The organism is Pseudomonas syringae group sp. J309-1 (assembly GCF_032582135.1).
GTDB lineage: Bacteria > Pseudomonadota > Gammaproteobacteria > Pseudomonadales > Pseudomonadaceae > Aquipseudomonas > Aquipseudomonas quasicaspiana.
In genome coordinates this window covers 1-25,718 of the sequence record NZ_JAWHNU010000048.1, presented here as the reverse complement: position 1 = coordinate 25,718, position 25,718 = coordinate 1, and the positions used below count along the sequence as shown (strand labels likewise).

The 25,718-nt window shown below is 58.6% G+C and carries 25 protein-coding genes; 15 read left to right on the top strand and 10 right to left on the bottom strand.

Features of this window, described 5'->3' with window-relative positions:
- Window positions 1-111 precede the first annotated feature (111 nt).
- Window positions 112-1,185 carry an AI-2E family transporter gene (locus RX972_RS21770; protein ID WP_027902379.1) on the bottom strand — a complete coding sequence of 358 codons (1,074 nt, stop codon included), beginning with the start codon at window positions 1,183-1,185 and terminating at the stop codon, window positions 112-114.
- Window positions 1,186-1,484: 299 nt separating this feature from the next.
- Window positions 1,485-2,576 (bottom strand): DUF2066 domain-containing protein, encoded by a 1,092-nt coding sequence (locus RX972_RS21765; RefSeq protein ID WP_316878400.1) that lies wholly within the window; start codon window positions 2,574-2,576, stop codon window positions 1,485-1,487.
- A 329-nt stretch (window positions 2,577-2,905) separates the two neighbouring features.
- Between RX972_RS21765 and purM the strand changes: the two genes are divergently transcribed.
- The 4 genes from purM to RX972_RS21745 all read left to right on the top strand — a co-directional run bounded on the left by purM (window position 2,906) and on the right by RX972_RS21745 (window position 5,896).
- Window positions 2,906-3,964: a phosphoribosylformylglycinamidine cyclo-ligase gene (purM, locus tag RX972_RS21760; protein ID WP_316878398.1), complete on the top strand. Its 1,059-nt coding sequence runs from the start codon at window positions 2,906-2,908 to the stop codon at window positions 3,962-3,964.
- Window positions 3,964-4,614 (top strand): phosphoribosylglycinamide formyltransferase, encoded by a 651-nt coding sequence (purN, locus tag RX972_RS21755; RefSeq protein WP_099270631.1) that lies wholly within the window; start codon window positions 3,964-3,966, stop codon window positions 4,612-4,614. The genes purM and purN overlap by 1 nt, the downstream gene beginning before the upstream one ends.
- Window positions 4,615-4,622: 8 nt before the next feature.
- A complete protein-coding gene (locus RX972_RS21750) occupies window positions 4,623-5,336 on the top strand; it encodes a DUF3108 domain-containing protein (RefSeq protein WP_027899227.1) in 714 nt (237 codons plus the stop codon).
- Between the two features lie 380 nt (window positions 5,337-5,716).
- Complete coding sequence (locus RX972_RS21745) at window positions 5,717-5,896, top strand: hypothetical protein (RefSeq protein ID WP_027899228.1); 180 nt, start codon at window positions 5,717-5,719, stop codon at window positions 5,894-5,896.
- A gap of 84 nt (window positions 5,897-5,980) precedes the next feature.
- Here the strand turns inward: RX972_RS21745 and RX972_RS21740 are convergent, their stop codons facing one another.
- From RX972_RS21740 to cysM, 5 genes are all read right to left on the bottom strand, one after another.
- Window positions 5,981-6,523, bottom strand: a complete 543-nt coding sequence (locus RX972_RS21740) for a DUF2058 domain-containing protein (protein ID WP_316878394.1) — start codon at window positions 6,521-6,523, stop codon at window positions 5,981-5,983.
- A gap of 30 nt (window positions 6,524-6,553) precedes the next feature.
- Window positions 6,554-7,387 (bottom strand): nucleoside triphosphate pyrophosphohydrolase, encoded by an 834-nt coding sequence (gene mazG, locus RX972_RS21735; protein WP_231674971.1) that lies wholly within the window; start codon window positions 7,385-7,387, stop codon window positions 6,554-6,556.
- Window positions 7,388-7,484: 97 nt separating this feature from the next.
- Entirely contained in the window at window positions 7,485-9,728 is a 2,244-nt protein-coding gene (gene relA, locus RX972_RS21730) for a GTP diphosphokinase (protein ID WP_027899231.1), read from the bottom strand.
- Between the two features lie 158 nt (window positions 9,729-9,886).
- Complete coding sequence (gene rlmD, locus RX972_RS21725; RefSeq protein ID WP_316878391.1) at window positions 9,887-11,242, bottom strand: 23S rRNA (uracil(1939)-C(5))-methyltransferase RlmD; 1,356 nt, start codon at window positions 11,240-11,242, stop codon at window positions 9,887-9,889.
- Complete coding sequence (cysM, locus tag RX972_RS21720) at window positions 11,242-12,144, bottom strand: cysteine synthase CysM (protein ID WP_027899233.1); 903 nt, start codon at window positions 12,142-12,144, stop codon at window positions 11,242-11,244. Before cysM ends, rlmD begins: the two co-directional genes overlap by 1 nt.
- A 257-nt stretch (window positions 12,145-12,401) precedes the next feature.
- On the opposite strand from cysM, the gene RX972_RS21715 reads away from it, so the two are divergent.
- From RX972_RS21715 to RX972_RS21700, 4 genes are all read left to right on the top strand, one after another.
- Window positions 12,402-15,155, top strand: a complete 2,754-nt coding sequence (locus tag RX972_RS21715) for a response regulator (protein WP_263268100.1) — start codon at window positions 12,402-12,404, stop codon at window positions 15,153-15,155.
- Between the two features lie 460 nt (window positions 15,156-15,615).
- Window positions 15,616-16,605, top strand: a complete 990-nt coding sequence (locus RX972_RS21710) for a 2-hydroxyacid dehydrogenase (protein ID WP_316878388.1) — start codon at window positions 15,616-15,618, stop codon at window positions 16,603-16,605.
- Between the two features lie 55 nt (window positions 16,606-16,660).
- The gene (locus tag RX972_RS21705; protein ID WP_027899236.1) at window positions 16,661-17,098 is read left to right on the top strand and encodes a hypothetical protein; all 438 of its coding nucleotides are present in this window, start codon (window positions 16,661-16,663) and stop codon (window positions 17,096-17,098) included.
- The gene (locus RX972_RS21700; RefSeq protein WP_099270636.1) at window positions 17,095-17,499 is read left to right on the top strand and encodes an META domain-containing protein; all 405 of its coding nucleotides are present in this window, start codon (window positions 17,095-17,097) and stop codon (window positions 17,497-17,499) included. Before RX972_RS21705 ends, RX972_RS21700 begins: the two co-directional genes overlap by 4 nt.
- A gap of 87 nt (window positions 17,500-17,586) precedes the next feature.
- Here RX972_RS21700 and RX972_RS21695 read toward each other — a convergent pair whose 3' ends face one another.
- Window positions 17,587-18,054 carry a TlpA family protein disulfide reductase gene (locus RX972_RS21695; protein ID WP_122704252.1) on the bottom strand — a complete coding sequence of 156 codons (468 nt, stop codon included), beginning with the start codon at window positions 18,052-18,054 and terminating at the stop codon, window positions 17,587-17,589.
- Window positions 18,055-18,351: 297 nt separating this feature from the next.
- Between RX972_RS21695 and arsC the strand changes: the two genes are divergently transcribed.
- Genes arsC through RX972_RS21675 form a run of 4 tightly spaced genes read left to right on the top strand, consistent with a single transcriptional unit; the run spans window position 18,352 to window position 20,417 of the window.
- Window positions 18,352-18,705: an arsenate reductase (glutaredoxin) gene (arsC, locus tag RX972_RS21690; protein ID WP_027901857.1), complete on the top strand. Its 354-nt coding sequence runs from the start codon at window positions 18,352-18,354 to the stop codon at window positions 18,703-18,705.
- On the top strand, window positions 18,702-19,307 hold the full coding sequence (gene wrbA, locus RX972_RS21685) for an NAD(P)H:quinone oxidoreductase (RefSeq protein WP_027901856.1): 606 nt from the start codon (window positions 18,702-18,704) through the stop codon (window positions 19,305-19,307). Before arsC ends, wrbA begins: the two co-directional genes overlap by 4 nt.
- Complete coding sequence (locus RX972_RS21680) at window positions 19,300-19,716, top strand: DUF2069 domain-containing protein (RefSeq protein WP_316878383.1); 417 nt, start codon at window positions 19,300-19,302, stop codon at window positions 19,714-19,716. The genes wrbA and RX972_RS21680 overlap by 8 nt, the downstream gene beginning before the upstream one ends.
- Before the next feature lie 29 nt (window positions 19,717-19,745).
- Complete coding sequence (locus tag RX972_RS21675) at window positions 19,746-20,417, top strand: DNA-3-methyladenine glycosylase I (protein WP_027901854.1); 672 nt, start codon at window positions 19,746-19,748, stop codon at window positions 20,415-20,417.
- Window positions 20,418-20,512: 95 nt separating this feature from the next.
- Here the strand turns inward: RX972_RS21675 and ttcA are convergent, their stop codons facing one another.
- On the bottom strand, window positions 20,513-21,337 hold the full coding sequence (ttcA, locus tag RX972_RS21670) for a tRNA 2-thiocytidine(32) synthetase TtcA (protein WP_027901853.1): 825 nt from the start codon (window positions 21,335-21,337) through the stop codon (window positions 20,513-20,515).
- Window positions 21,338-21,621: 284 nt separating this feature from the next.
- On the opposite strand from ttcA, the gene RX972_RS21665 reads away from it, so the two are divergent.
- The 3 genes from RX972_RS21665 to RX972_RS21655 all read left to right on the top strand — a co-directional run bounded on the left by RX972_RS21665 (window position 21,622) and on the right by RX972_RS21655 (window position 23,691).
- A complete protein-coding gene (locus tag RX972_RS21665; RefSeq protein WP_316878381.1) occupies window positions 21,622-22,224 on the top strand; it encodes a Yip1 family protein in 603 nt (200 codons plus the stop codon).
- Between the two features lie 184 nt (window positions 22,225-22,408).
- The gene (locus RX972_RS21660; protein ID WP_027901851.1) at window positions 22,409-22,903 is read left to right on the top strand and encodes a SprT family zinc-dependent metalloprotease; all 495 of its coding nucleotides are present in this window, start codon (window positions 22,409-22,411) and stop codon (window positions 22,901-22,903) included.
- A gap of 329 nt (window positions 22,904-23,232) precedes the next feature.
- Complete coding sequence (locus RX972_RS21655) at window positions 23,233-23,691, top strand: REP-associated tyrosine transposase (RefSeq protein ID WP_122704244.1); 459 nt, start codon at window positions 23,233-23,235, stop codon at window positions 23,689-23,691.
- Window positions 23,692-23,844: 153 nt separating this feature from the next.
- On the opposite strand, the gene RX972_RS21650 is transcribed toward RX972_RS21655, so the two are convergent.
- A complete protein-coding gene (locus RX972_RS21650) occupies window positions 23,845-25,203 on the bottom strand; it encodes a dicarboxylate/amino acid:cation symporter (protein WP_122707615.1) in 1,359 nt (452 codons plus the stop codon).
- Window positions 25,204-25,718: the final 515 nt, after the last annotated feature.

Here is a 25,718-nt window from a genome sequence, read left to right as displayed (position 1 = left end):
GCCCGCGATAAGGGCGCCACAGATATCAGGTCTATAGCGTCCAGCCTTATCGCGGGCAAGCCTCGCTCCCACATAGGATTGCATTTCAACCCCAAATCCGGGGAGTACTTCCTACAACTCCGGATCTTCCGCCCCGCCGTAAACATCCGACTCTTTATAGACGTCATGCGCATGACGAACCAGGACCATGATCACCGCTGCCACCGGTAGAGCCAGCAGGATCCCGGTGAAGCCGAACAACTCACCGCCCGCCAGAATCGCGAAGATCACCGCCACCGGATGCAGGCCGATCCGATCGCCGACCAGCAAGGGCGTGAGCACCATGCCTTCAAGCGCCTGACCGACCATGAACACCGCCGCGATACCCAGCATCGGGTACAGGTCGCCGCCAAACTGGAACAGCCCGGCCACCAGCGCTGCGCCGATACCGATCACGAAACCCATATAAGGCACGATGGCGGCCAGACCGGCAATCACCCCGATCAACAGACCCAATTCCAGGCCCACCAGCATCAAGCCCGCTGCATAGATAACGCCCAGGCCAACCATCACCAGCAACTGGCCGCGAATGAATGCGCCCAGTACTTCATGACATTCGCCCGCCAGCTTGACGACCTGCTCTTCACGGTGGCGCGGCAATAGGCCACGAATCTTGGCCATCATCACGTCCCAGTCCCGCAGCAGGTAGAAACACACCACAGGGATCAGCACCAGATTGGTGATCCAGCCGATCAGCGCGAGGCTGGAGGCTGTCGCCCTGGACAATACAGCGCTGACGATATCGCCGGTCTGGCCCATGTGTTCGGAAATCGCTGCCTTGACCTTATCGAACTTCCAGAAGCCGTCAGCCAGTCCGAACTTGGTCTGCACCCACGGCAAAGCGCTGTGCTGCAACCAGTCCAGTATTTGTGGCGCCAGCTCATACAGACGGAACAGCTGCTTGGCGAGCATCGGTATCAGCACCAGCAGCAAGCCCATCAGGATCAGCGTAAACAGACCAAACACGGCCACCACGCTTAACGTCCGCGACAGGCCCAGCTTTTCCAGCTTGTCGGTCAGCGGGTCGCCCATATAAGCCAACAGCAGCGCCACCAGAAACGGAGTCAGAATCCCGTGCAGCAAGAATACAAACAGGAACAGCAGAACAACCCCGCCAATCCAGAACCAGCGCCGTGTGTCAGTCATCAAAGCCCCTCGACTACTATAAAAAGCCCGTTGGAGAATCTACGTTGGCCTGCCAATACAATTCCCCGGTCGATCCCATAGACGCATCCATAACACACCGCTGTCACGCGGCAAACACAGGACCTGTAGGAGCTGCCGAAGGCTGCGATCGCGGCTTGTCAGGAGAAATGCTTCGCAGCCTTCGGCAGCTCCTACAGAAAAACATTCCAAATCACTTCGCGTGCAAGTCGGAACGCCGCCCGCTCGCTCATACAGATCCAGTCTCGCTCTCTTAACCGACAGCTTGCCGCAGCGATAAGTCACCAGCGGAAGTAAATCTGCGGTGCTGCTGTTGGCACGATTGTCGGCGCGGGAGCCTGAACCGCTCCTGTAGCGTCAACTGGTGCCGGTGCAGCCTGCTCAGGTGCAGCGGGAGCAGTCGGCGCCTGAGCAGCTTCGGCTGCCGGAATCTCCTGCAACTTGGCCAGCGACAATTGCGAACGCAGTTGCTCGGCACTGCCGTTCACTTCGTAAATGATACGGTCGCCTTCAACCAGCTTCAGACGCGCGCCAAACGGTTCGAGTAACTGCATCAGTTGCGCGTAGCGCTCCAGATTCATGCCTTGTACCTGCATCAGCAGCCCGCTGGAGGCGCCTGGTTTGGCCACAAAACGCGGCGCCAGTCGTTCGCTGACGGCCAACAACACAGCGTCGGCCAGGGCCTCGGAGCTGGCAGCAGTCGCGGTGCCCTGCTCGCGCTTGTCACCCATCCACAACCGCCATTTGCCCTGCCACTGTCCGGCCTCTTCCTTGGCATGTACGGCGAGCAAGGCATCTGCGCCGTATCGCTCTGACGCCTGCTTCAACGCAGTGGGATCCGTGCCTTCAATATTTTTCGCGGTGCCCACGCCCTGCTCTTCGAGGTCCGCCAGCGGCAGCCGCAATGGCAACGCACGGTGCTGGGCCGCACGACGCAGGGGTTCAGCAGAAGCCTGACCGTCGCCGACCAGATTGGAACCTTCGGTTGCATCATTCAGCCACCACCCAAGGATAGTCGGCCGATTGCTGCCCCACAGCGAATAACCGGCCTGACGCAACGCACGGTCGGTGCTGGCCGGGTCGAAATCCACCAGCAGGGTTTCCGGAGGCCCGGCGTCATAACCATATTGACTGATGATCTGCTGCGGATCCTTGCACAACTCGGCCAGCGATGAACTCTGCGGAGCACGAGCATCGCCGGTCAGGCGCAGGACCATGGTTTCCAGCGCAGCCTGAGTGGCACGCGTGCGCTCGTCAGGCGTCTGGCCACTGACGGGTTCACGGACTTGATAAAGATTGTTAACGGTTTCAGCGAAGCCCGGCAGACTGAATAGTGAGAGGCAGCCGGCAAAAAACAGATTCGAAAGACGCATGGACAGTTCCCGAACGGAAAAGCGGCAATAAAGAACCGCATCGAAATGACTGGCGTGAGTGAGACCGCAGCGAGCAGCTAAACATTCACAACAAAGATGAAGGCTACACCTTATAGGGGCGGCATCGAATCAACCAGTCCACAGACACACAGGTTTTTTTGCTTTCAATGCGCCAGCCCGTCGGCCTAAGGATGGCCGGTAAGGCCCAAGCCTGATAAAATCGCGCGCCTTCGCAGACTGGCGATGGTGGCGGCCCGAAAACTGGACACAGCTTTCAGCGGCCCCGCTGTTTCGGTCGATCCCCCGAATCCCCCCTAAAGGCCTGGATTATGAGCAAGCAACCCTCCCTGAGCTACAAAGACGCCGGTGTAGACATCGACGCCGGTGAAGCATTGGTCGAACGCATCAAGAGCGTTGCCAAGCGCACCAAGCGGCCGGAAGTCATGGGCGGCCTGGGTGGCTTCGGCGCCCTCTGCGAAATCCCGGCTGGCTACAAGCAGCCTGTGCTGGTTTCCGGCACCGACGGCGTCGGCACCAAACTGCGCCTGGCGCTGAACCTGAACAAGCACGACACCATCGGCATCGATCTGGTCGCCATGTGCGTCAACGACCTGGTGGTGTGCGGCGCAGAGCCGCTGTTCTTCCTGGATTACTACGCCACCGGCAAACTCAACGTCGACACCGCTGCTGACGTGGTCACCGGCATCGGCGCTGGCTGTGAACTGGCGGGTTGCTCGCTGGTAGGCGGCGAGACTGCCGAAATGCCAGGCATGTACGAAGGCGAAGACTACGACCTGGCAGGCTTCTGCGTTGGCGTCGTGGAGAAGGCCGAGATCATCGACGGCTCGAAAGTCGCTGCCGGTGATGCCCTGCTCGCCCTGCCGTCTTCCGGTCCGCACTCCAACGGCTACTCACTGATCCGCAAGATCATCGAAGTCGCCGGTGCCGATATCGAAACCATCCAGCTGGACGGCAAGCCGCTGACCGAACTGCTGATGGCACCGACCCGCATCTACGTCAAACCTCTGCTCAAGCTGATCAAGGAGACGGGCGCTGTCAAAGCCATGGCCCACATCACTGGCGGCGGTCTGCTGGACAACATCCCGCGCGTGCTGCCAGCTGGCGCTCAGGCAGTGGTCGACGTGGCGAGCTGGCAGCGTCCAGCGGTATTCGACTGGCTGCAGCAGCAAGGCAACGTCGCTGAAAACGAAATGCACCGCGTGCTGAACTGCGGCGTCGGCATGGTTATCTGCGTCGCTCAGGAGCACGTTGAAACCGCGCTGAACGCTCTGCGCGAAGCGGGCGAGCAGCCTTGGGTCATCGGCCAGATCGCCACCGCTGCCGAAGGCGCTGCGCAAGTCGAGCTGAAAAACCTCAAGGCGCACTGATGCCCGCAACCTGCGATGTAGTGGTGCTGCTGTCCGGCACCGGTGGCAACCTGCAAGCCATGATCGACAGCTTCAAGGGCGGTGATCACCCCGCCCGTATCCGCGCGGTGATTTCCAACCGCGCCGATGCCTTCGGTTTGCAGCGCGCCAGGGACGCAGGTATCGATACCAGCGTCCTCGATCACAAGGATTACGACGGTCGCGAGGCATTCGATGCCGCGCTGATCGAAGTGATCGACACCTACCAGCCGAAGCTGGTTGTCCTCGCCGGATTCATGCGCATCCTGACCGCGGGCTTCGTCCGGCATTATCAGGGGCGCCTGCTGAACATCCACCCTTCCCTGCTTCCTCTCTATAAAGGCTTGCACACCCACCAACGGGTGCTGGAAGCTGGCGACGCCGAGCATGGCTGTACCGTGCACTTCGTCACCGAGGAACTCGACGGTGGACCACTGGTCGTACAATCAGTGATTTCGGTGGAGCCCAACGATACGCCGAGCACTCTTGCCCAGCGTGTTCATGTTCAGGAACACCACATCTACCCACTGGCTATTCGCTGGTTTGCCGAGGGCCGCTTGAGCCTTGCCGCAGAAGGCGCATTATTGGACGGGCAGTTGATCGCCGCCAATGGCCACTTGATTCGAACCTAGGAGATATTATGCGTCGCGCTTTGCTGTTCGCTTTCGCTCTGCTCGCATTGCCTGCCACCCAGGCCGCAGACCTGCAACCCTTCTCCGCCAGCTACACCGCCGACTGGAAACAGCTGCCCATGAGCGGCACGGCCGAACGCAGCCTGACCTCCGGCCCAAACGGCGTCTGGACCCTGAATTTCAAGGCTTCCATGATGATCGCCAGTCTGAGCGAAGTCAGCACGCTGAAGGTCGACAAGGACACCATGCTGCCGCAGACCTACAACTTCGAGCGTGGTGGTCTGGGCAAGTCCAAGAAAGTTGATCTGGCGTTCGACTGGTCCACCAAGTTCATCACCGGCACGGATCGCGGCGACGCCGTCAAGCTGCCGCTGAACCGTGGTGTTCTGGACAAATCCACTTACCAACTGGCCCTGCAACACGATGTGGCCGCTGGCAAGAAGACCATGACCTATCAAGTCGTCGACGGTGACGAGATTGATACTTACGATTTCCGTGTGCTGGGCTCCGAGAAGGTCGCCACCAAGGCCGGTCAGATCGACGCCATCAAGGTCGAGCGCGTGCGCGACCCGACGCAAAGCAAGCGTATTACCGTGCTCTGGTTCGCCAAGGACTGGGACTACCTGCTGGTTCGCCTGCAACAGGTCGAAACCGACGGCAAGGAATACAACATCATGCTGCTGGACGGCACGGTGAATGGCAAAGCGGTCAAAGGCAGCTGATAGCAGCCAAGCCGTACTCAAGAGCCCCGCCATTGTGCGGGGCTTTTTTGTGCGGTCCTCGACATCACCACCCACGGTAGGAGCCAACTTGTTGGCGAGGCGGTTAGGCAGGCGATGCTCATCTATCGTCTGTACCAGCCCCTCGCGAACAAGTTCGCTCCTACCGGGATTACGCGTCAGTCTGAACCTGCGAGCGCCACATGAAATAATCTTCATTTACCTGACAGACCCGCTGTAGCCCTTATAAATAAAGGCTCCCGGCAACCTGCCGTGCTCTGCAACCGAACATGAAAAAAACCAACTATTTACGTAGTCAGCTAACAAATTCTATAACTGAGGCCTGCGACAGATCGCCGCAGTCCAAGTCAGGAGTTTGAACGATGACCGTAATAGTAACTGAACGCGATGACGCCCATATCTCCCATGAAAGCATTGCCGATGGCATTCAAATCTGGGACGTCTACCAGCAGGATCAACTGGTCGGCATGTTTCACGTAGAGTCCGATGCGCAGCGCTACAAGATGGAACTCGAGGCGCAGGAAAACCAACGCAGTCAGTGATCGCTAACGTGCTGGATGACAAACAGAATCGCTTAAAAAACAAAACCCGCACTTGGCGGGTTTTGTTTTGACACGACGCTGGTATTACCACATCAGATCATCAGGGATCTTGTAAGCCGCGTACGGATCATCGCCGTCTGCCTTCTCTTCAGTCGGCTCGCTCAACATCACGATGCGACGCGGGTCGCGCTCCTGAATCTTCAGCGCCGCCTCACGGGGAATGACTTCATAGCCCCCACCATGACTGACGATGGCCAGCGAGCCGTTGCTCAGCTTGCTGCGCATCAGGTTGTTGACCGACAGGCGCTTGACCTTCTTGTCGTCGACGAAGTTGTAGTAATCCTCGGTGGTCAGCTTGGGCAGACGCGAAGATTCGATCAATTGCTTGACCTGAGCGGCGCGGGCCTTCTGCTCGACCTTCTCCTGCTGCTGCCGATTGAGCTCCTGATCGCGCTTGACCTTCTCGGCCGCGGCTTCATGGGCGGCACGCTTTTGCGAGTCGTCAATTTCAATCTGACCTTTGTGGGCCAGACGCTGTTCTTTCTGCTTGTCTTTGCTGACCTGTTTGGCCTGCTTCTGGTTGACCAGGCCTGCCTTGAGTAACTGATCGCGAAGGGAAATGCTCATTGTCTACTCACTTATGCAGATGCAGCGAGCTCAGCCACAGCTGGGCGCGTTCTTTTCCTGACGTTTGGCTTCGCCCCACAGAGCGTCCATTTCTTCAAGGGTGCAATCTTCCATGGGACGCTGGGTGTCGCGCAATGCCTGTTCGATAAATCGGAAGCGGCGTTCGAATTTGCGGTTGGCAGCGCGCAGGGCATTTTCAGGATCGACCTTGAGATGCCGGGCCAGATTCACCGCTGCAAACAACAGATCGCCAACCTCTTCCTCAATGCCCGCAGCGTCGTTGTCAGCCATGGCTTCCAGCACTTCATCGAGCTCTTCGCGGACATTGTCGACCACGGGCAAGGCTGAAGGCCAGTCGAAACCTACCTGTGATGCCCGTTTTTGCAACTTGGCGGCACGAGACAACGCAGGCAACACGGCGGGCACATCGTCGAGCAGTGACAACTGCTCAGGCGCTTTTGCCTTGACGGCCCGTTCCTGAGCCTTGATCTCCTCCCAGCGCTGCTTGACCTCTTCGTCGCTCAAGCGCGGCGTTTCCAGTGGCGCATACAAATCGCCAGTGGGAAAAACATGAGGGTGACGACGGATCAGCTTGCGCGTAATGCCATCAATCACGCCGTCAAACTCGAACCGCCCTTCTTCCCTGGCCAGTTGGCTGTAGTACACCACCTGAAAAAGCAAATCGCCCAGCTCACCCTTGAGATCATCGAAGTCACCGCGCTCAATGGCGTCGGCCACTTCGTAAGCCTCTTCAAGGGTGTGCGGCACGATGCTGGCGTAATTCTGCTGCACGTCCCACGGGCAACCGTATTTCGGGTCACGCAGACGGGCCATGAGGTGGAGCAGGTCTTGGAGCGAATACATGGGGTTCCCTTCGGTCACAGCTTTAAGCTACAAGCCCCAAGCTACAAGTTGTCCGCGTCCAGCTTGCGGCTTGTAGCTTAAAGCTTGCAGCTACGCCTCAAGGCGTTCTGTTACGCCGCGTCTCGATAATGTTCGGCAATTGCGAGATCCGCCCCAGCAAGCGGCCCAAGGCATCCAGCCCCGGGATCTCGATGGTCAGCGACATCAACGCCGTGTTGTCCTCTTTGTTCGAGCGGGTGTTGACCGCCAGCACGTTGATCCGCTCGTTGAGCAGGATCTGCGATACGTCACGCAGCAGACCGGAACGGTCGTAAGCACGGATGATGATGTCCACCGGATAAGTGAGCACCGGCACCGGGCCCCAACTGACCTGAATGATCCGCTCGGGCTCGCGACCGCCCAACTGCAGGACCGAGGCGCAGTCCTGACGGTGAATGCTCACCCCACGGCCTTGCGTGATATAGCCGACGATGGCATCGCCCGGCAGCGGCTGGCAGCAACCCGCCATCTGCGTCATCAGGTTGCCGACACCCTGAATCTGAATATCGCCACGCTTGCCGGGCTTGTAGCCGGTGGCTTTGCGTGGGATCAGTTCCAGTTGCTCGTTGCCGCGCTCTGGCTCGACCAGCTGTTGCGCCAGATTGACCAGTTGAGTCAGACGCAGATCGCCCGCACCCAATGCCGCGTACATATCGTCGGCGGCGCGCATGTTGGCTTTTTCCGCCAACCGCTCGTGGTCCACCGCTGGCAGTGCCAGACGCGCCAGCTCCCGCTCAAGCAAGGTTCGACCCGCAGCAACGTTCTGATCACGCGCCTGCAATTTGAACCAGTGAACGATCTTCGCCCGCGCCCGGGAGGTGGTGATGTAACCCAGGTTGGAGTTCAGCCAGTCACGGCTCGGCGTCCCCTGCTTACTGGTGATGATCTCGACCTGCTCACCAGTCTGCAGGCTGTAGTTGAGCGGTACGATCCGGCCATTGATCTTCGCGCCCCGGCAGTTATGGCCGATTTCGGTGTGCACCCGATAAGCGAAGTCCAGCGGCGTAGCCCCCTTGGGCAAGTCAATGGCGTGGCCGTCCGGCGTGAAGACGTAGACGCGATCCGGCTCGATGTCGACGCGCAGCTGTTCAGCCAGCCCACCGATATCGCCCAGTTCTTCGTGCCATTCCAGCACCTGACGCAGCCAGGAGATTTTCTCTTCGTAATGATTGGAGCCGGATTTGACGTCGGTGCCTTTGTAACGCCAGTGCGCACAAACCCCCAGTTCGGCTTCTTCGTGCATCGCATGGGTACGGATCTGGACTTCCAGCACCTTGCCTTCCGGCCCGATGACCGCGGTGTGCAGCGAGCGATAGCCGTTTTCCTTGGGGTTGGCGATGTAGTCGTCAAACTCCTTGGGAATGTGCCGCCACAAGGTGTGCACGATACCCAGCGCGGTGTAGCAGTCGCGCATTTCCGGAACCAGCACCCGCACGGCGCGAACGTCGTAGATCTGGCTGAAATCCAGACCCTTGCGCTGCATTTTGCGCCAGATGGAATAGATGTGTTTGGCCCGGCCACTGATATCGGCTTTGACGCCGGTGGCCAGCAGTTCGTTGTCCAGTTGCGACATCACATCGCTGATGAAACGTTCGCGATCAAGGCGACGTTCATGCAACAACTTGGCGATCTGCTTGTATTGCTCAGGTTCCAGGTAGCGGAAGGACAAGTCCTCCAGCTCCCATTTGATATGGCCGATACCCAAGCGGTGGGCCAAAGGCGCATAAATATCAAAGACTTCACGGGCCACGCGATTGCGCTTTTCTTCGTCGGCATTTTTCACCGCACGGATCGCGCACGTACGCTCGGCCAGCTTGATCAAGGCAACGCGGACGTCGTCGACCATGGCGACCAGCATCTTGCGCAGGTTTTCCACCTGCACCTGAGTGCCCAATACCAACGACTGGCGCGGACTGAGGCTGGCGCTGATTGCCGCCATGCGCAGCACGCCATCAATCAGTCGGGCGACCGTTGCGCCGAAACGCTGTTCGACATCCGGCAACGGAATCTTGCCTTCGCGCACGCCCCGGTACAGAACCGCTGCAACCAGCGAATCCTGGTCCAGCTTGAGGTCGGCGAGGATCTCGGCGATTTCCAGTCCCGTATGGAAACTGGACGTGCCTTCGGCCCAGAGATTCTTCGCTGCATTGTCCTGCTGCTCGGCTTGCCGAACAAATTCACAGGCCTCTTTCAGCGCCTGTCGGTCCACTATGAGGTCGACGCTGACCACATGATCAAGCCACGCGTCGAGATTGATACTGCCGTCTGTGTTTATCGGCTGGTGTGCTCTCACCTGTACCATGTTGCTTACCTTCCCTACGGCGCGATGAATAGCGCCTACAGTCGCTGACCTTCTTGAGCGAACACTCCTCACCGGGCAAGCGAGGACTGGTGTCCGCGGGTCAGTCGGATTAAACGAGACTCCGTGTAAGCAGCCGACTCGATTCCCTGGGCCGCCGCTTACTTACTCGCTTCAAATAACGCCATCGCCTCGACATGTGCCGTCTGTGGAAACATATCGAGGATACCGGCACGTTTTAATCTGTAGCCCTGACTGAGCAATTCGACAGTGTCACGAGCCAAAGTTGCCGGATTACATGAAACATAAAGTAACCGGCGGGCGCCTAATGTCTTCAGCTTGCGCACCACCTCAAAAGCACCGTCACGCGGCGGGTCCAACAGCACCGCAGTAAAGCCTTGCGCTGCCCATTCAGCCTTGTCCAGCGGCTGCGAAAGATCCGCCTGAAAAAATGCCACGTTGTGTAGATCATTACTCATTGCATTGCGGGTAGCACGCTCGACCATGGTCGCAACCCCTTCGACCGCTACCACCTCTTTGACCGTTTTCGCCAATGGCAGGGCAAAATTGCCCAGCCCGCAAAACAGATCCAGTACCCGCTCATCGGCCTGAGGTGCCAACCACTCCAGCGCCTGTTCGATCATCGCGGTGTTGACCGCCGCGTTAACCTGAATGAAATCTCCCGGCCGATACGCCAGCTCCAGATCCCAAGGCTCCAATCGATAGCCCAGGGATTGCGAAGCGTCTACCGGCTGCGGATCACCGTCCCCATGCAACCATAGTTGTGCGTCATGAGTATGGCAAAATGCTTTCAAATTATTGAGATCGGTTTCAGCCAGTGGCGCAGTGTGCCGAACCAGTACCGCGCTCGATGTCCCCCAAAACAATTCGACATGCCCCAGCACCTGAGGCTTGCTAAAGCTTTTCAGCATTCCCGGCAGCTGCATCATGATCGGTTGCAAAGCCTGTACCAGCACCGGGCATTCATCGATGGCGACGATGTCCTGGCTGGCGGCGGCACGAAATCCCACGTCCAGCCGTTTCGCCTTGATGTCCCAGCGTACCGCGACCCGGGCGCGCCTGCGGTAGGCAAACTCCGGACCGGTCAGCGGCGCTGCCCACTGCTCCGGCTCAACGCCCGCGACCCGCTGCAACTGCTCGGCGAGCATGCGCTGTTTCAGGGCGAGCTGTTCAGCGTGGGGCACATGCTGCACGCTGCAGCCGCCGCAGCGACCAAAATGCACGCACGGCGCAGGACGACGCATCGCGCTGCCCTGGAACACACGTTCGGTGCGTGCTTCAACGATTTTGCCGTGGGCATTGAGTACCCGCGCCTCGACCGCTTCGCCTGCCAGGCTGCCCGCGACGAACCAGGTCTTGCCTTCGAAAAACGCGATGCCGCGCCCATCGTTCGCCAGGCGCTCGATGGTCAGCCGCTGTTTCTTGCCCGTCGGGATCTGGTTTGCCCGGGTACCGCCTGCTGGCTGGAAGCGCAGGCCTCTTTCATGTTTGGCCATCAGTTGGGCGCGTCATAGACGCCGGTCGACAAGTAACGGTCGCCACGGTCACAAATGATCGCGACCAGGACCGCATTTTCGACTTCACGGGACAGACGCAACATGCCCGCGACCGAACCGCCCGAGGACACACCGCAGAAGATGCCTTCTTCGCGGGCCAGACGGCGCATGGTCTCTTCGGCCTCGACCTGGCCCATATCAATGATGCGATCCACCCGATCAGCCTGATAAATGCGTGGCAGGTACTCTTCCGGCCAGCGACGAATACCCGGAATCGCTGCGCCTTCCATCGGTTGCAGTCCGACGATCTGCACATTCGGATTCTGTTCTTTCAGGTAACGCGACACGCCCATGATGGTGCCGGTGGTCCCCATGGAGCTGACGAAATGGGTGACTGTGCCACCTGTCTGCTGCCAGATTTCGGGGCCGGTGCTGGTGTAATGCGCCTGCGGGTTATCGCCGTTGGCAAACTGGTCAAGCACCTTGCCGCGACCTTCGCTCTGCATCCGCTCGGCCAGGTCACGGGCACCTTCCATGCCCTCTTCCTTGCTGACCAGAATCAGCTCGGCGCCATAGGCAGTCATCGCCGCCTTGCGTTCGGCGCTGGAGTTGTCCGGCATGATCAGGACCATCTTGTAACCCTTGATCGCGGCGGCCATGGCCAGGGCGATGCCAGTGTTACCGGAGGTCGCTTCGATCAGGGTGTCACCAGGATGAATCTGACCACGCAGTTCGGCACGGGTAATCATCGACAGCGCAGGACGATCCTTGACCGAACCGGCAGGGTTGTTCCCCTCCAGTTTCAGCAGGAGCGTATTGCTGGTATTACCCGCCATGCGCTGCAAGCGCACAAGCGGGGTGTTGCCGACGCAATCGGCAATGGTTGGGTACTGCAGGGTCATGGCGTATTCGCAATCCAGACTGCGGGGGCGCCTATCATAACGGCAAACTCCTAAAGCCCATATCACGCAAAGTGCGGGTCTTATCGCCAAATGGAATAACGCATAGTCAGCGATGCAAAGCCACCCTTCACCCAGTAGGGGTAATATGCGGCGATTGTCTCCGGTTAAATAGCTACACTGCCTGACACCAACCTGCCATCACCACCTTACAAGCCTGTGTAGCTCACCGGCCATCCTCGCCCGCTGGAGAAAAAAGTGTGCTGAAAAAGCTGGGTATCAAAGGCCGCGTCCTGCTGCTGACCGTCGTGCCGGCCATTCTCATGGCGACGCTGCTGGGGGGATATTTCACCTGGATGCAGCTGCACGACTTGCAGGAGCAATTGTTACAGCGCGGCGAAATGATTGCCGAGGAGCTTGCGCCTCTTGCCGCGCCAGCGCTGGACCGCGGTGACAGCGCCCTGCTTGAACGCATCGCAGTGGAGACGCTGGAAGAGAACGACGTACGTTCCGTATCGTTTCTCAGCGCAGACCGGGTGCCACTGGCCCATGCCGGGCCGAGCATGATCAACTCGCCTCCCGAGGGCAACAGCACAAAACTCCTGCAACGCACCGGCAACGATGCGACACGCTACTTGCTACCGGTGCTCGGTCGCGAACGTCACCTGACCGGCGAAATCATCCCGAATGAAGCCGACCGCCTGCTGGGCTGGGTCGAAGTCGAGCTGACCCACAGCGGTACATTGCTGCGCGGTTATCGCAGCATGTTTTTCAGCCTGCTGCTGATTCTGGGCGGGATGGCCCTGACCGCAGTGCTCGCGCTGCGCATGAGCCGCACGATCAACGGCCCTATCAGCCTGATCAAACAAGCGGTTTCCCAACTCAAGGACGGTAATCTGGAAACCCGCCTGCCACCGCTGGGCAGTCTGGAACTGGATGAACTGGCTTCGGGCATCAACCGCATGGCCGCAACGCTACAAAACGCTCGGGAAGAATTGCAACACAGCATCGAGCAGGCCACTGAAGACGTCCGGCAGAATCTGGAAACCATCGAAATCCAGAACATCGAACTGGATCTGGCGCGCAAAGAAGCGCTGGAAGCCAGCCGGATCAAATCCGAATTCCTGGCCAACATGAGCCATGAAATCCGCACGCCGCTCAATGGCATTCTTGGTTTTACCCATTTACTGCAGAAAAGCGATCTGACGCCGCGCCAGTACGATTACCTGAGCACCATCGAAAAATCGGCCGACAGCCTGCTGGGGATCATCAACGAAATTCTCGACTTCTCGAAGATCGAGGCCGGCAAACTGGTCCTCGATAATGTGCCGTTCAACCTGCGTGATCTGCTGCAGGACACACTGACCATTCTTGCCCCGGCTGCCCACGCCAAACAGCTGGAACTGGTCAGTCTGGTGTACCGCGACACGCCACTGTCATTGCTTGGCGACCCGCTGCGCCTGAAGCAGATCATGACCAATCTGGTCAGCAACGCGATCAAGTTCACCCGGGAAGGCACTATCGTCGCCAGGGCCATGGTCGAGGACGAAAGCGAAGACAGCGCCCAGTTACGCATTAGCGTGCAGGACACTGGGATCGGCTTGTCCAGCCAGGACGTGCGCGCCTTGTTTCAGGCCTTCAGCCAGGCCGATAACTCGTTGTCCCGACAGCCGGGCGGTACCGGTCTGGGCCTGGTGATTTCCAAGCGGTTGATCGAGCAGATGGGGGGCGAGATTGGCGTCGACAGTGAGCCGGGCGAAGGTTCGGAGTTCTGGATCAGCCTGCGCCTGCCCAAAGCCCGAGACGATATCGAGGACGCACCCGCCCTGCCGTTGCAGGGGCTGCGGGTCGCGGTAATGGAGCATCACGATCTGGCGCGGCAAGCCCTTGAGCATCAACTGGAAGACTGCGGCTTGCAGACACTGGTGTTCAACAACCTGGAAAACCTGCTCAACGGTGTCACCGCGGCGCATCAAACACCCGCAGCGATCAGCCTCGCCGTATTGGGTATCACCGCTCACGAGCTGCCGCCCGAGCGCCTGCGCCAGCACATCTGGGACCTGGAAAACCTCGACTGCAAAGTGCTGGTGCTGTGTCCGACCACCGAGCAGGCGTTGTTCCAGCTTGCGGTCCCGGACATCTATACCCAGTTGCAGGCCAAACCGGCCTGCACCCGCAAACTGCGCCGCGCCTTGTGCGAGCTGATCAGCCCGGTCGCCCAGCGCAGCGATACCGCCGAACCGTTGTCGAGCCGTCCGCCACGTCTGCTGTGCGTGGACGACAACCCGGCCAACCTGCTGCTGGTGCAAACCCTGCTGGAAGACATGGGCGCCGAAGTGACTGCGGTGGACAGCGGCTATGCAGCGCTGCACGCGGTGAAGACCGAGACGTTCGATCTGGTGCTCATGGACGTGCAAATGCCCGGCATGGACGGGCGTCAGACCACTGAAGCAATCCGCGCCTGGGAGACCGAACGCCAGAGTTCGTCGCTGCCTATCGTCGCCCTGACCGCCCACGCCATGGCCAATGAAAAGCGCGCGCTGCTGCAGAGCGGCATGGACGATTACCTGACCAAGCCTATCAGTGAACGACAACTGGCCCAGGTGGTGCTCAAGTGGACCGGCCTGGCCCTGCGCAATCAGGCACCGGAGCGTCAAACCGAAAACACTCACCGCAGTGCCGACATGCATGTGCTTGATCACAGCGAAGGATTGAAACTGGCCGCTGGCAAACCCGATCTCGCCGCCGACATGCTGGCCATGTTGCTGGCATCACTGGAAGGCGACCGTGAAGCGATTCGCTCAGCCCGTGAAAGCGATGACCGGGAAGCCCTGCTCGAACGCGTCCATCGCCTGCACGGCGCAACCCGATACTGTGGAGTTCCGCAATTACGTGCTGCATGTCAACGCAGCGAAACGCTACTCAAGCAAAATGCACCACAAGTTCACGATGCTCTGGACGAACTCGAATCAGCCATAAAACGCCTGGCCGACGAAGCGCGGGTGAGTGCCTGATCGAAGGGTTTGAGCCCACGATCCATGGCACCGCGCTCACTCGCGCCAAACATAGAACTGTAGGAGCGCGCTTGCCCGCGATTCGGTCTGTCAGTCGATGAATATATCGTCTGTGCTGGCGCAATCGCGGGCAAGCGCGCTCCTATCAGACATCACTCCAATAATGGATTTGAAACGCGGACCTTGTAGGAGCTAACTTGTTGGCGAAGCGGAATTTCTGACGATGCGGGTCCGACGTCTCGCCAACAAGTTGGCTCCTACAGGGTCATCCGTTTGCTTAGCGACAGCGAGGTGTCAGGGATACCGGGACCACTCCTACAGAAAAAGCATTTGAATTCAGTTAGTTATTTTTGATGGGAGCCGCCGAAGCTGCAAAGCAATATATCTGACACACCGCTTTCTCGGCCTTCGGCAGCGCCTACAGGATCCGGTATCTCTCCAACACTACAAGGAATCGTAGATGCGCACTCTGATCTTCAGCAGCCAGACTTACGACCGCGACAGCTTTCTTGCCGCGCGTCTGCCTGAATCGCTGCAACTGCACTTCCAGCCGGCTCGCCTGACAATGGAAACAGCCGCACTCGCGGACGGCCACGAAGTCGTGTGCGCGTTCATCAATGATGACCTCAGCGCGCCCGTACTTGAACGTCTGGCCGCCGGTGGCACTCGTTTGATTGCTCTGCGTTCGGCCGGCTACAACCATGTCGACCTGCCAACCGCGCAGAAACTGGGGATCAGCGTGGTGCGGGTACCCGCCTATTCACCGCATGCCGTGGCCGAACATGCCGTTGCGCTGATTCTGGCCCTCAACCGTCGCCTGCATCGCGCCTACAACCGCACCCGCGACGGCGATTTCAGCCTGCATGGCCTGACCGGCTTCGATCTGGTGGGCAAAACCGTCGGCATCGTCGGCACTGGGCAGATCGGCGCAACCTTCGCCAAAATCATGTCGGGTTTCGGGTGCGAGTTGCTCGCCTACGACCCCTTCCCCAATCCACACGTCGAAGCCTTGGGCGCCCGCTACCTGAGCCTCGAAGAATTGCTGCAACAGTCACAGATCATCAGCCTGCACTGCCCGCTCACGCCACAAACCCGACACCTGATCAATGCCCGGTCGCTGGCGACCATGCAGCGCGGTGCCATGTTGATCAACACAGGACGCGGCGCGCTGGTCGACACCCCGGCCCTGAGCGAAGCCTTGAAAAGCGGTCAGTTGGGTTATCTGGGGCTGGATGTCTACGAAGAAGAAGCGCTGCTGTTTTTCGAGGATCGGTCCGATCACCCGTTGCAAGATGACGTGCTTGCCCGCCTGCTGACCTTTCCCAATGTAATCGTGACCGCTCATCAGGCTTTTCTGACCCACGAAGCCCTGGGTGCTATCGCGCAGACCACGCTGGACAACATTCATGCCTGGGCCAGCGATCAGCCGCAAAATCTCGTGGCAAGCTAGCGGGAAGAGAAATCCCACAACTGCGTGATAGGATGCGCGCAATTTGGAGGACCTCATGGCCGAACACGATTTTCGCTACAGCATGCTCAACCCGCAACACACCCTGACCGAGTGCCGCACCCTGGCACCGGGGCGCTATCAAGTGACTGGCAACGGCGGTTCGATTCACGACCGTGACGAACTGCTGGTGACCATCAAAGGCAGCAAAACCCTGCACATGCGCCTGCAGGTCGAGAAGGTCCGCCACTTGATCAACCCGCCCGGCCAATGGATTGCAGTCGCCAAAGGTCCAGTGTTCGACGAGCTGGCCATCCATCAGTGGAAGGTCAATTGCGACAGCTGCGGTGTGGTGCTGGACTTCGAGTTCATGGTTGACGCCAAGGCTGGCGTTGCCGCACAGAAACCCGCCGCATCAGCACGCATTGCCGAGCTGGGCTGGAAATCCGAAGGTGAGAAGCACTTCTGCAAGAAGTGTCAGGAGAAAGCTGCATGAAACCGTTTGCCCTGTCAGCACTCGTCGGTGCTGCCTTGCTGGTCGGCTGCGCGGCTAAACCGCTGCCGATCAAGCATGACCAAAGTTACGTGCTGGAATGGATCGGCGAACGTCCGCTGATCGACAACAGTCACCTGACCATGACCCTGGGCGCCGATGGCCGCGCCTACGGCAATGCCGGCTGCAACCACTGGTTTGCGTCGTATACCCTGCAGGACGAGACCATCACGTTTGGTGCCGTCGGCAGCACCCGCAAAATGTGTGCCCCGGCCCTGATGGAGCAAGAGCAACGCTTCCTGCAAGCGGTTGGCAAAGTCCAACGCTGGGACATCTCGCCCATCGACCAACTGCGCCTGTGGCCTGCGCAAGGCAAACCGTTGAGGTTCTGGGAAGAGGGTTGAACCCTGGGTTGCACCATTTCCGGTAGGAGCGAACTTGTTCGCGAGGTGATGGTGCAGCCGATAGAGGTTTTTCCTGCCTATTAGATTTCACCCCTCCCCGCGTAGCGCCTTCAACTTCGCCGTCACACCGGCGGCGGTCTGTTCGCCCAGCAACTGCGCACGCATCTTGCCCTTGTCGTCGATGATGTACGTCACCGGCAAGGCTTCACTCGGCGGCAGGTCATATTGCGCAGCCGGGTCCTGAGCCAACACAGTGAACTTGATGCCCAGCGCGTTGCTGGCGGTTTTCAGCTCTTCGCCCTGCAAGTTGTCGAAATTGACGCCAAGCACCGTCACCTTCTGGTCCTTGAGCTCTTCCGACAGGTGATTCAGCTCCGGGATTTCAACCCGGCACGGGCCGCACCATTCAGCCCAGTAATTGATCACCAGCCAATGCTTGTCGATACGCTCGCTGGCAACTTTCTGGCCGTTCTGGTCAGTCCCCAGATCCACGCCACACCCCGCCAGCAACATACTGCCGACCAATGCCACTACCGCTGCCAATCGCCTCGCCATGTTGTTCCTCACTCCTGTCAAACAAGCTGCAATTTTCAGAGTTGACCCAAATCCTGTAGGAGCTCACCGAGGTTACGAGGCCAGCGATAGCGGTTTATCTGACACACCGCCATCGCTGGCCTCGTAACCTCGGTGAGCTCCTACAGTCCAATGTTTGCTCCGCGACAGCGTGCTGTCAGGGACGCCGGGGCGACTCTCATCGAATACTTAAACCTGCGACCGATCACCACTTGGTGTTTAGCCCAGGTCCTATGGCGGGTAGAATAGCCGCCACTTCATGCTGGATGCGACCTGCAAATGACCGACCTGACGCTTTATCACAACCCGCGCTGCTCCAAATCGCGCGGCGCGCTGGAACTGCTGCAAGCCCGAGGCCTGAGCCCGTCCATCGTGTTGTACCTGGAAACCCCGCCCGACGCCGGGCAATTGCGCGACGTGCTGAACAAGCTGGGCATCAGTGCCCGTCAACTGCTGCGCACCGGCGAAGACGATTACAAAACCCTCAACCTGGCCGACCAAAGCCTGAGCGACGACGCATTGATCGACGCCATGGTCGCGCACCCCAAACTCATCGAGCGGCCGATTCTGGTCGCCGGTGACAAGGCCGTCATCGGCCGCCCACCAGAAAACGTCCTGGAGCTTTTACCATGAGCACGCCGTACATCCTGGTCCTCTTTTACAGCCGCAACGGCTCAACCAGCGAAATGGCCCGGCAGATCGCCCGCGGTATCGAACTGGGCGGTATGGAAGCGCGCTTGCGTACCGTACCCGCGATTTCCACCGAATGCGAAGCCGTGGCGCCGAGCATCCCGGAAAGTGGCGCGCTGTTCGCCACACTGGATGACCTGAAAAACTGCGCGGGCCTGGCCCTTGGCAGCCCGACGCGGTTCGGCAACATGGCGGCACCGCTCAAGTACTTCCTCGACGGCACCAGCAACCTGTGGCTGACCGGCGCGCTGGTGGGCAAACCGGCCAGCGTGTTCACCTCAACCGCCAGCCTGCACGGCGGCCAGGAAACCACTTTGATGTCGATGCTACTGCCGTTGCTGCACCACGGCATGCTGATCACCGGCCTGCCTTACAGCGAATCAGCACTGGTGGAAACCAGCGGCGGCGGCACCCCCTATGGCGCCAGTCACCACGCCGGGCCTGACGGCAAGCGTCCGCTGGACCCGCATGAAACCCAACTGTGTCGCGCACTCGGTCAGCGTCTGGCGAAAACCGCCCTTCTGCTAGACCCGGCCCGTGGCTAAAAAGCCTGAAGTCCTGCCTGCGCTGGACTGGCTTGAGCCGAGAGTAAAAATCAGCCGCCTGATCAGCCTGAGCAGTTTTTTCGGGCTGATTGCGCTGCTGAGCATTTATTACCTGTGGATTGCCGACCTGCACGGCGCGAGGCCCTGGGTGATTCTGCTGATCGAACTGGTGCCGCTGCTGTTGTTCGCACCGGGCATCATCAGTGGCAGCCCCCGCTCTTATTCGTGGCTGTGTTTCGTGGTCAACCTGTATTTCATCAAAGGTGCGCTGGCAGCGTTCGATCCCAACCGTTCGCTGTTCGGCATCCTGGAGATGCTTGCCAGCCTCGGGGTATTTGTCAGCGCGCTGCTGTACATCAGATGGACTTTTCAGCGAAACCGTAAACTTGCGGGCGAAGGCCAAGTCTGAGGCTGTACGCATCATTTTCTGGAGCAGTAATGCACGATTACAAATGGCTGAATGAGTACTGCCTGAACCGCTTCGGCTCGGCCAAAGCCCTCGAAGCACATTTGCCGACACCCAAGACCGCTAAACAACTGCAAGCCATCGGCGACGACCGCTACCTGTCGACCATGGCCCTGCGGGTGTTCCGCGCCGGTTTGAAACACAGCCTGGTGGACGCCAAGTGGCCGACTTTCGAGGAAGTGTTCTACCGCTTCGATCCGGAAAAAGTCGTGCTCATGGGCGCCGACCATCTTGAGCGGCTGATGCAGGATGCGCGGATCATTCGCCACTTGGGCAAACTCAAAAGCGTGCCGCGCAATGCGCAACTGGTACTGGACATCGAAAAGGAACACGGCAGTTTCGGCAACTTCATCGCCCAATGGCCGGTGGATGACATCACCGGGCTCTGGCAGTACCTCGCCAAACACGGCAACCAGATGGGCGGACTGTCTGCGCCGCGCTTCCTGCGCATGGTGGGTAAAGACACCTTTATCCCGACCTGGGACGTGGTAGCCGCGCTCAACGCCCAGAAGATCGTCGACAAAGTCCCGACCAGCAAACGCGATCAGGCCATCGTCCAGCAAGTGTTCAACCAATGGCAAAGCGAAAGCGGCAGGCCGTTGTGCCAGCTGTCAGCGATGCTGGCGTTTACGGTGAATCACTGAGTCTACTAAATCTGTAGGAGCTGCCGAAGGCTGCGAATCGCGGAGTATCAGCCAATGCGCTTCGCAGCCTGCGGCAGCTCCTACAGAAACCGTCTTTAGATATTCACCACATTCACAAACCGCGATGCGGCGGTTTCGTCGATGCGCAGATTCGTGAAGTCGAACAGATTGCGGTCAGCCAGCTGTGACGGAATGACATTCTGCAGGCTGCGGAAAATACTGTCGGTCCGGCCCGGCGTCTTGCGCTCCCACTCCTGAAGCATGTCCTTGACCACCTGACGCTGCAGGTTTTCCTGAGAACCACACAGGTTGCACGGGATGATCGGGAAATTCCTGAAGTCGGAATAAGCCTGAATGTCCTTCTCATGGCAGTACGCCAATGGCCGGATCACCACGTTGCGACCATCGTCGGCGCGCAGCTTGGGCGGCATGGCTTTCAGCGAGCCATTGAAGAACATATTCAGGAAGAACGTCTCGACGATGTCATCGCGATGATGCCCCAGCGCCATTTTCGTTGCGCCAATCTCGTCGGCAAAGGTGTACAGCGTGCCGCGACGCAGGCGTGAACACAGCGAACAGGTGGTCTTGCCTTCCGGGATCAGTTCCTTGACCACCGAGTATGTGTCTTTCTCGACGATGTGATACTCGATGCCCAGCGTTTCCAGATAAGCAGGCAGCACGTGCTCGGGAAAACCCGGCTGCTTCTGATCCATGTTCACGGCGACGATATCGAACTTGATCGGAGCGACCTTCTGAAAATGCATCAGCACATCAAGCATGGTGTAGCTGTCTTTGCCGCCAGACAGGCAGACCATGACCTTGTCACCCTCTTCAATCATGTTGAAGTCGGCCACGGCTTCACCGGCCAGGCGACGCAGGCGTTTCTGCAGTTTGTTCTGATTGACTGAAAGGGTGCCCATGGCGCTGGTATCCGGTTGCAATGACAAGGAGAAAAGCCCGGCATTTTACGCATAAATACGGCGTGGGGCTAAAGCTTGCTGTTTACTGCCTGAGGGCATTAGCAGCGGCCTGTAGATCGCCAATTGCTCTAACCGGGTGCTTTTTGTACAGGTCAGGCTTCCTATACTGAAATCGAGGGCGGACGAGAAAGCAGTATTTTCAGGGATGTAAATCTATCGCCTGTACTGCTTCTTCCCGGCTAAAGACGGTTCCATGTCGTACAAGAAAGGAAGGAGTACTCCACATGATCCATCACGTCTGGGGGTTGTTTGTCCATCCTGATCAGGAATGGCAGGACATCCGTGGCGAGGAAGAACAAAGCATCGGCCATCTATACCTCACGCATACCCTGATCCTGGCGGCAATCCCGGCGGTTTCGGCCTATATCGGGACCACGCAGATGGGCTGGGTAATTGGGGATCGAGCGCCGGTCATGCTGACCCACGAAAGCGCAATATGGATGACGATCATGTCGTACATCGCCATGCTCGCCGGTGTTGCGATCATGGGCGGCTTCATCCACTGGATGGCCCGCACCTACGATGCGACGCCTAGCCTGGCACGCTGCCTCGCCTTCGCGACTTACACGGCGACGCCGCTGTTCATCGGCGGTCTTGCTGCACTTTATCCACACATGTGGCTAGGCATGATGGTCGGCACGGCAGCCGTCTGCTACACGGTTTACCTGCTGTACGTCGGCGTGCCGACCTTCATGAAAATCCCGGCGGACGAAGGCTTCATGTTCTCAAGCTCCATACTGGCCGTAGGTTTGGTGGTGCTGGTGGCGATCATGGCGTTTACGGTGGTGCTGTGGGGCATTGGCGTTGGGCCGGAGTACACCAATTGAACACACCCCTTCGCTTTCTGTAGGAGCTGCCGAAGGCTGCGAATCGATTTTCCCTGACACTCCGCTTCGCAGCCTTCGGCAGCTCCTACAAGGATATGCGTCTGCCCATGACCATTCGGCAGCTTGGGTTTTCGATATCCAGCCCTTTTACGGCATACTTGGCGTCTCTGGAGACCCATGAAGCATGCTCGAGCCACTCAACACCCGTGTCGAAGTCTGTTACCAACAAGCCGAAGCCTTTTTCAAACGCCCTTTCACACGCCCGGTAGTCAGCCTCAAGCTGCGCGGCCAAAAAGCCGGTGTCGCGCATTTGCATGACAACATGCTGCGCTTCAACCCACAGCTGTACCGGGAAAACAGCGAAGACTTTTTACGCCAGACCGTCGCCCACGAAGTCGCGCACCTGATCGCCCACCAATTGTTCGGTGACCGCATCCAGCCCCACGGCGAGGAATGGCAACTGATCATGCGCGGCGTCTACGAACTGCCGCCCAACCGCTGCCACACCTACGCCGTCCAGCGCCGCAGCGTCACGCGCTATATCTACCGCTGCCCGTGCCCGGGAAGCGAATTCCCGTTCTCGGCCCAACGTCACCAAATGGTCCGCAAAGGCCGCCGCTATTTATGCCGCAGCTGCCGCGAAACGCTGGTGTTCAGTGGTGAAACGCGGGTGGTTTGAGGTTCTACGCGATTGCGCAGAATCTGTGGGAGTGGTCCCGGTATCCCTGACACCTCGCTGTCGCTAAGCAAACGGAAGACCCTGTAGGAGCCAACTTGTTGGCGAGACGTCGGACCCGCATCGTCAGAAATTCCGCTTCGCCAACAAGTTAGCTCCTACAAGGTCCGCGTTTCAAATCCATTATTGGAGTGATGTTTGATAGGAGCGTGGCTTGCCCGCGATAAGGGCGACCCGGTATAAGCGGCAGACACATTCTGGCAAGCAATCCCACTCCCCTACTCGAGAGCCTGGTCTAGCTTTTGGGTCTCGCAAGGTAGAAAGGCAGTGGAATGCTATCAACCCATCAGTCTCGCCAGCTCCGCGTCGGCCGATACAGTGAAAGCGGTCGATTTTATCTAATCACGTCCAATACTCGAGATCGTCAGCCGATATTTGGCGATCTGCGGATAGGGCGCCTTGTGGCCCGTCAGTTCATGGAAGCCGAGCGCGACGGTCTTGTCCAATCGCTGGCATGGGTAGTGATGCCTGACCATTTCCACTGGTTACTCGAACTGAAGAGTGGTTCATTGAGTCAGGCAGTCGGGCGTACAAAGTCCCTGACGTGCGCAGCAGTAAATGCTGCACAAGGGCGCACGGGCAGTATATGGCAGCAAGGTTTTCATGACCGTGCCGTTCGACGTGATGAGGATCTAAAGGCGTTGGCGCGCTATGTCGTGATGAACCCGGTGCGCGCAGGCCTGGTCAAGCGTATTGGTAATTATCCTCTTTGGGACGCTGTCTGGATTTAGTTGCCCCTAAGACCGAGTCGTCCTTATCGCGGGCAAGCCACGCTCCCACATATCCCACGTCGTCGAATCAGCTTGCTAAAGATAGTGGCGGCTAGCCGCCAGCCCATAAAAAAACCCATCCGAAGATGGGTTTTTCAGTAACGCGGGCTGTGGTTAGACAGGCTTGCGCGTCGGGATCGGGCGGGTCAGTGGCTCTTCAGCCAGTTCAGCAACACCCAGATCATCTACTGGAGCGGTGTTGTCGATAGCACGACCACCGGAAGCCAGCTCGGTTTGCAGCTTGTCGGTGTCCAGCTCGCCGACCCACTTGGCAACCACGACGGTGGCAACAGCGTTACCTACCAGGTTGGTCAGGGCGCGGGCTTCGGACATGAAGCGGTCGATACCGAGGATCAGCGCCAGGCCGGCAACCGGCAGATGGCCGACAGCCGACAGGGTTGCAGCCAGTACGATAAAGCCGCTACCGGTCACGCCAGCAGCACCTTTGGACGACAGCAGCAGAACAAGCAGCAGGGTGATCTGATGGGTGATGTCCATGTGAGTGTTGGTCGCCTGAGCGATGAACACTGCAGCCATGGTCAGGTAGATCGACGTACCGTCCAGGTTGAACGAGTAGCCAGTGGGGATAACCAGACCTACTACCGACTTCTGTGCGCCCAGACGCTCCATCTTGATCAGCATGCGAGGCAGTGCCGATTCCGACGAGGAAGTACCCAGTACGATCAGCAGCTCTTCACGGATGTAGCGGATCAGCTTGAGAACGCTGAAGCCGTGAGCGCGGCAGATGCCACCCAGTACGATCAGAACGAACAATGCGCACGTGATGTAGAAGCAGATCATCAACTGGCCCAGTTGCACCAGCGAGCTCACACCGTAAGCACCGATGGTGAACGCCATGGCACCGAAGGCACCCAGAGGCGCGAGCTTCATGATCATGTTGATGATGTTGAACATCACGTGAGCGAAGCGATCGATGAAGTCCAGAACCGGCTTGCCGTAAGCACCCAGGCGATGCAGCGCGAAGCCGAAGATCACCGAGAACATCAGGACTTGCAGGATATCGCCGTTAGCGAAGGCACCGACGATGGTGTTCGGGATCACGTTAAGCAGGAAGCCAACGATGCTCTGGTCAGCGCCCGCTGTCACATAAGCAGCGATCTTGGAAGCATCCAGCGTGCTCACGTCGATGTTCATGCCGGCACCCGGCTGAACAACGTTGACCACAACCAGACCGATCAGCAGGGCAATAGTCGATACGATTTCGAAGTACAGCAGCGCGTACCCACCAGTCTTGCCCACCGACTTCATGTTCTGCATGCCAGCGATACCGCTAACCACAGTACAGAAGATGATAGGGGCAATGACCATTTTGATTAGTTTGATGAAACCGTCGCCCAGCGGCTTGAGCGCCTTGCCGGTGTCAGGATAGAAGTGGCCGATAAGAATACCGATCACGATTGCTACGATGACCTGGAAATACAGGGATTTGTAAATCGGCTGACGAGTCGTCATGAAATCATCCTCAAGGGCGTTGTCGGCACCATTCATGTGATGCGCGCGACGCCTAACGAGCTAACCCTCCTGCAACTGGAGGGATTTGTTTTGTCGAGCTGCACGGGGCAGACCCCTCCCCTGTATCGCAAGGCTCGTGCCACTTTCAAGAAACACGCTGAACAGCATGTAAACCGGTGTGTTGGAGTCTAGTTGGGGTTTGAGGATCCGCTCAGAGTGGCGGATTTCCGCCGATTAGCGGGAGAAATTCAGGAAGAGTGGCGGGTATCCGCCGATCCGCCATCATATCGCCACCCCATGGTTATAGACGATGGCCAGGATTTTGGATGTGAATTAAATATCCGGATTAAAACCCTTTCTCTGTGGGAGCCGGGCTTGGTCTGGGCGGCATTCCGACGATGAATGAGACGCAGCCAGAAGCTCAGACCGCGTCATCGTTTATCGCGAGCAAGCTCTGCTCCTATCAAACATCACTCCAATAATGGATTTGAAACGCGGACCTTGTAGGAGCTAAC